Origin of the sequence: Mesorhizobium sp. M4A.F.Ca.ET.020.02.1.1, assembly GCF_004022645.1 — a bacterium.
Lineage (GTDB): Bacteria > Pseudomonadota > Alphaproteobacteria > Rhizobiales > Rhizobiaceae > Mesorhizobium.
Genome location: NZ_RZOI01000459.1, coordinates 1 through 5,045, shown reverse-complemented (window position 1 = coordinate 5,045; position 5,045 = coordinate 1). Strand labels below are relative to the sequence as shown.

5 protein-coding genes are annotated in these 5,045 nt (G+C 62.8%); 4 read left to right on the top strand and 1 reads right to left on the bottom strand.

The annotated features are described in order from the left end of the window. From EN742_RS24070 to EN742_RS24055, 4 genes are all read left to right on the top strand, one after another. Positions 1 to 683: sugar ABC transporter permease (locus EN742_RS24070; protein ID WP_148670220.1), on the top strand; the 683-nt coding region annotated here is incomplete at its 5' end. A gap of 1 nt (position 684) precedes the next feature. Further along, a complete protein-coding gene (locus EN742_RS24065) occupies positions 685 to 1,506 on the top strand; it encodes a carbohydrate ABC transporter permease (protein ID WP_126058037.1) in 822 nt (273 codons plus the stop codon). Positions 1,507 to 1,542: 36 nt separating this feature from the next. Further along, positions 1,543 to 2,601, top strand: a complete 1,059-nt coding sequence (ugpC, locus tag EN742_RS24060; RefSeq protein ID WP_126058038.1) for a sn-glycerol-3-phosphate ABC transporter ATP-binding protein UgpC — start codon at positions 1,543 to 1,545, stop codon at positions 2,599 to 2,601. A gap of 155 nt (positions 2,602 to 2,756) precedes the next feature. Then, positions 2,757 to 3,830: an ATP-grasp fold amidoligase family protein gene (locus EN742_RS24055; protein ID WP_128333360.1), complete on the top strand. Its 1,074-nt coding sequence runs from the start codon at positions 2,757 to 2,759 to the stop codon at positions 3,828 to 3,830. 16 nt (positions 3,831 to 3,846) lie between these two features. Here the strand turns inward: EN742_RS24055 and EN742_RS24050 are convergent. Further along, positions 3,847 to 5,045: GMC oxidoreductase (locus EN742_RS24050; RefSeq protein WP_128333359.1), on the bottom strand; the 1,199-nt coding region annotated here is incomplete at its 5' end.

The window sequence follows — 5,045 nt, the reverse complement described above, 5'->3', positions numbered from 1 at the left end:
GGCATACGCTGACCTACACCTTCCTGTCGGTCGTCGCGCCGATGTTCCTCGGCACCGTCGCCGCACTGATCTTCGATGCAAAGGTCCCGCTGCGCGGCCTGCTGCGCGGCATCTTCGTGATGCCGATGATGGCAACGCCGGTCGCCGTGGCGCTGGTGTGGACGATGATGTTCCACCCGCAGCTCGGCGTGCTCAACTATCTCCTGTCGCTGGTCGGCATTCCGGCGCAGGAATGGATATTCAACGCCAAGACGGTCATTCCCTCGCTGGTCGCGGTCGAGACCTGGCAGTGGACGCCGCTGGTGATGCTGATCGTGCTGGGCGGGCTGGCCTCGGTGCCGCGCGAGCCGTTCGAGAGCGCCGAGATCGACGGCGCCAATGCCTGGCAGCAGTTCCGCTACCTGACGCTGCCGATGATCGCGCCGTTCCTGATGATTGCCGTCATCATCCGCACCATCGATGCGCTTAAAAGCTTCGACATCATCTACGCCATGACCCAAGGCGGTCCGGGCACGGCGTCGGAAACCATCAACATCTATCTCTACAACACCGCCTTCTCCTACTACGACATCGGCTACGGCTCGGCCATGGCCGTGGTGTTCTTCGTTGTGATCGTGGCGCTGTCCTTCATCCTGTTGATGCTGCGCCAGCGCTCGCAATGGATCAACGCGGAGGGCAAATAAGATGACGTCACGCCTCATCAACCGGATCGGACTGTTCTTCGCGGCCCTGGTCCTCGTCTCGCCGGCGATCCTGTTCTTCCTCTGGATGATCTCGCTGTCGCTGAAATTCGAGATCGACAACGGCGCCTATCCGCCGATCCTGATTCCCGAGCACTTCGCCTGGTCAAACTATGTGAAGGTGTTCGAGGAGAACAACTTCCTGCTCTATCTGGGGAATTCGGTGCTGGTCACCGGCACGGCGACGCTACTGGCGCTCCTGATCGGCGTGCCGGCCGGCTACGGCATCGCCCGGCTGAAGGCCGAACGGTCGGCGGTCGTCATAATGATCGCCCGCATGACGCCCGGCCTTTCCTATCTGATCCCGCTGTTCCTGCTGTTCCAGTGGATCGGCATCCTCGGCACGCTGTGGCCGCAGATCATCATCCATCTGGTGGTGACAGTGCCGATCGTCGTCTGGGTGATGATCGGCTATTTCGAGACGACGCCGATGGAGCTGGAGGAGGCGGCCAGCATCGACGGCGCCAGCTCATGGCAGGTGTTCCGGCTGGTGGCGCTGCCGATCGCCAAGCCCGGCATCGTCGTCGCCTTCATCCTGTCGGTTATCTTCTCGTGGAACAATTTCGTCTTCGGCGTGGTGCTCGCCAGCCGCGAGACGCGGACCTTGCCAGTCGCCGTCTACAACATGCTGTCCTACGAGCAGGTGAGCTGGGGGCCGCTCGCCGCGGCAGCACTCGTGGTGACGCTACCGGTGCTGGTGCTGACCCTGTTCGCGCAAAGGCAGATCGTCGCCGGGCTGACCGCCGGCGCGGTCAAGGGCGGCTGAGGCCGGTCCGACATTACACGTTTGTGGAGACATGAAATGGCATCGGTGACCATCAACAACGTGCAGAAGGCTTTTGGGACCGCCAAGATCATCCACGATGTCAGCGTCGACATCGCCGATGGCGAGTTCGTCATCCTGGTCGGGCCGTCGGGCTGCGGGAAGTCGACGCTGCTGCGCATGATCGCGGGGCTGGAGACGATCTCGGCTGGCAAGATCGCCATCGGCGAGCGGGTCGTCAACGAGCTCAGGGCGCGCGACCGCAACATCGCCATGGTGTTCCAGAACTACGCGCTCTATCCGCATATGACGGTGGCCGACAATATGGGCTTCGCGCTGAAGATCAAAAGAGCCGATCCGGCCGACACGGCAAGCCGGGTCAAGCGGGCGGCAAGCATACTCGGCCTGGAAAAGCTGCTCGACCGCTATCCGCGCCAGCTTTCCGGCGGCCAGCGCCAGCGCGTCGCCATGGGCCGCGCCATCGTGCGCGACCCGCAGGTGTTCCTGTTCGACGAGCCGCTCTCCAACCTAGACGCCAAGCTGCGCGTGCAGATGCGGGGCGAGATCAAGGCGCTGCACCAGCGGCTGGGCACCACCACCATCTATGTCACGCACGATCAGATCGAGGCCATGACCATGGCCGACAAGATCGTCGTGCTGCATGACGGGCTGGTCGAGCAGATCGGCGCGCCGCTCGACCTATACGATCGTCCGGCCAATCTGTTCGTCGCCGGTTTCATCGGCTCACCGTCGATGAACTTCATCCGCGGCCGCATCGAGGAAGGCGTGTTCCGCAGCACCAGCGGGCTGACGCTGCCGCTGCCGGACGACATCCACCCGGCACGGGTCCCGGACTGCGAGCTCGTCTACGGCGTCCGTCCTGAACATATCCGTGCACGCAGCGAGGGCATTGCCGGCACCGTGACGCTTTTGGAAGCGACAGGTTCGGAGATCTTCGCCACGGTGGATTGCGCCGGCGAGGAAATCTCCTGCCTGTTCCGCGAGCGGCTCGCGCTGAAGCAGGGCCAGGCGGTGCATATCGAGGCCGACCGCGCCTGCGCCCATCTGTTCGAGGCGAGCACTGGCCGGCGCATCTGAACGGCTCGCGTCGACACCGCCGGGGTGGGTCGTCGTGCCAGCTTGCCGGCGCGCCCGGGTGGTGCTTAGGTGCGCCGTCAATGGGCGGGATGTGCCGTGGATCAGCGATGTGAATCGTCGGGGAAGAACTCCGTTCGGACAATTGTAACCGTTCGATGAGGCCGGCCGCCGATTTCCCAGCAGGGCACCGTCTTGTCCTGGCCGTGGCGCGGCTGCTGATCACGCTTCGTCACCCGATGCTTGTGGCGCGGTTTGCGAGGAAGATGGGCTACTGGCCCAATCCCGCCGCGCCCGAGCGTTATAATGAATGCATGCTCTGGCGAAGGCTGATCGACCACAATCCGCTGTTCGTCACGCTGTCGGACAAGCTCGCCGCGAAGGACTATGTCCACGCCGTCTGCCCGGAGCTGGAAGTGCCGAAGACGTTGTGGCGCGGCCGCGATCCCGACGACATCCCGTCGGCGTTGCTCGACGACGCGGTGGTGGTCAAAGCCAACCATGGCTGCGACATGAACATCTTCATTTCAGAAGGGCGGCCAGACCGAGCGGAGGTCGCGCGAAAAACGAAGCGGTGGCTGAGGAAGCGTTTCGGCGTCCGCTACGGGGAATGGGCTTACTGGCTGATTGAGCCGAAAGTGTTTGTCGAGGAGATGCTGCCTTTGAGCGGCGGCAAGATCGCCACCGAGATCAAGGTCCAGGTCTGTAGCGGCGTGGTTTGCCATGTCCGGGCCGAGGACAAGAAGGCGCTACGCTCCCGGTTGTTCGATCCGCAAGGCAATCCATTGCCGGGGCGCGACCTCGATTATCCGCGCGAGGACCAGGCGCTGGAGCTTACACCAGATCTTTTGGATCGCGTTCGCAAGGCTGCGGACATCGCCCCCCGAATCGCCGGCGATCTTGACTATGTCCGCGTCGACTTTTTGGTCACCGATGAACAGCTCTATGCCGGTGAGATCACGGTCTATACGGCAGCCGGCTATTCAGTGTGGAGCAATCCGGCGATCATGTCCAATATTGAGCGGCTTTGGCGTCTTGATCAGTCGGATTTCCTCCGCCGCCGACACAAGGGTATTGCGCGCCTATATGCCGATGCCCTGCGCGGATATTGCAGTGCCGATGCCAACGCCAACGCTCACGAGTGGGGAGGCATGGAATCGCACGACAATGTGCTCGGCCAGAATACAACCGGCAAAGCGCCAAGCGAGACGCCGGCGCCGATGCCGATCTGATCAACTGGTGTCCATCTCACGCCAGCAGGAAATCCGCGCAGCGCTCGGCGATCATGATGCAGGGCGCGTTGGTGTTGCCGCTGACGAGCGTTGGCATGATCGAGGCATCGGCAACGCGAAGCCGCGGCACGCCGATCACCCGCAGCTTGTTGTCCACGACTGCCATGGCATCTCTGCCCATCTTGCAGGTGCCCGCCGGATGGTAGACCGTCTTGGCAAACGAGCGCGCATGCTGTTCAAGTTCGATGTCGCTTTTGTCGCCATCGCCAGGCGCAAGTTCGCGAAATTCCAGCGCCTGCATGGATGGTGCCGCGAGTATTCTGCGAGCAAGCTTCAGGCCGCGCACCAGCGTGTCGACGTCTTCTTGACAGGTCAGGTTATTTCCAACGAAGACAATCGGATTGCTGGCCTCCCGGCTTCGGAGCGAAACCTTGCCACGCGAAACCGGGCGCAGAATGCAGGGATTGATCGACACGCCATGCCCATCCATCGCTACGCGCGTGGCATCTCCGACAAGCGCCGGGGTCACATGAAACTGGATATCGGGCCTGCCCTCGCCGCTCGTGTCGACGAAACCGCCGGTCTCGACAACGTTCGACGCCAGCAGTCCCGACCGCGTGAGCAGATACTGCAGGCCATTCGCCACTGCCCGCAGTCCCCTGTCCTGTCCTCTAAGCGAGATGGGACGGTCGGTAATTCCATAGACCGACGCGGTGATGTGATCCTGGAAATTCTCGCCGACACCCGGCAAATGCCGAGTGACCGGAATCCCGAACCTGGCGAGTTCAGCGCCGGAACCTATACCCGAAAGCATCAGCAGCTTCGGCGTCGCCAGGGCACCGGCGCAAAGCACCACTTCGTCTCTGGCGCGCGCTTCAAGGACCTGGCTGGCGTGGCGGTATCGAATGCCGACGGCGGCACCGTTCTCGAGCACCAATCCTTCCACTGACGCTTCGACCTGCAGCGCAAGCAGCTTCGAGTGGCGGACGGCCTTCAGATAGGTGGCGGCCGTCGATCCGCGGCGCGCGGCGAACGTCGTTGTCTGGTAAAAGCCGACGCCGGCCTGACAAGCGCCGTTGAAGTCCGAATTGTGGGAGAGGCCGATTTCCTGCGCGGCGCGCACGAATGCCGAGCTGATAGGATGGCGGTAGCGCGGCTCCGACACCTTCAGCAGGCCGCCAACGCCATGGAACGCGTTGGAAAACGTCTCGTTAT

Excerpts from the sequence above, each read along its gene's own strand:
- ugpC (WP_126058038.1), top strand. The coding sequence starts at position 1,543 with ATGGCATCGGTGACCATCAACAACGTGCAGAAGGCTTTTGGGACCGCC.
- EN742_RS24055 (WP_128333360.1), top strand. The coding sequence starts at position 2,757 with ATGAGGCCGGCCGCCGATTTCCCAGCAGGGCACCGTCTTGTCCTGGCC.
- EN742_RS24065 (WP_126058037.1), top strand. The coding sequence starts at position 685 with ATGACGTCACGCCTCATCAACCGGATCGGACTGTTCTTCGCGGCCCTG.